Source organism: Streptomyces thermovulgaris (genome assembly GCF_002155915.1).
Classification (GTDB): Bacteria; Actinomycetota; Actinomycetes; order Streptomycetales; family Streptomycetaceae; genus Streptomyces; species Streptomyces thermovulgaris.
Genome location: NZ_MUME01000553.1, coordinates 1 through 781, shown reverse-complemented (window position 1 = coordinate 781; position 781 = coordinate 1). Strand labels below are relative to the sequence as shown.

Below are 781 nucleotides of genomic sequence, written 5' to 3'. Positions count from 1 at the left end.
TCCTCGGCGGCACCGCCGAGGCACGTGAGCTGGCCGCGGTGCTCGCGGCGCGCGAAGGCGTGCGGGTGACCAGTTCCCTGGCGGGGCGGGTGACGCGGCCCGGCGCGGTGGACGGGGAGGTGCGCGTCGGCGGCTTCGGCGGAGCGGAGGGGCTGGCCGCATGGCTGCGACAGCACCGCGTGGACGCCCTCGTCGACGCCACGCACCCCTTCGCCGAGACGATCACGCACAACGCGGCGCGGGCCGCGTCGGCGACCGGCACACCCCTGGTGGTGCTGCGCCGGCCCGGCTGGCGGCCGGGGCCCGGGGACCGCTGGCACATCGTGGACTCACCGGCCGAGGCGGCGGAACTGCTGCCCCGGCTGGGCCGCCGGGTCTTCCTCACCACGGGACGGCTCGGCCTCGCCGCCTACGCCCACCTGGCCGGCCTGCACTTCCTCCTGCGGTCGGTGGAGCCGCCCGAGCCGCCGATGCCACCGGACCTGCACGTCGTCCTGGCCCGGGGCCCGTTCACCGAGGCCGACGAGACGGAACTGCTCAGGGCGCACCGCATCGACGTCCTGGTGACCAAGGACAGCGGAGGCACGGCCACGGCGGCCAAACTCTCCGCCGCGCGCCGTCTCGGACTGCCGGTCGTCGTCGTACGGCGCCCGCCGCTGCCGTCGCGGCTGACCGCGGTGCCGGACGTGCCCGCCGTACTGGAACGGCTGGAGCCGGTGCTCGGCTGACACCCGCCCGCCTGCTCCTTCCCCGCTTCCTCCGGGCGCCCCTGCTCCTCTGC

Annotated in this window: 1 protein-coding gene; it reads left to right on the top strand. The window is 76.8% G+C overall.

Annotation, left to right across the window (positions count from 1 at the left end; genetic code table 11):
- A partial coding sequence (locus CCN35_RS27265; RefSeq protein WP_086794693.1) for a cobalt-precorrin-6A reductase occupies positions 1–728 on the top strand: 728 nt, incomplete at its 5' end.
- Positions 729–781 lie beyond the last annotated feature (53 nt).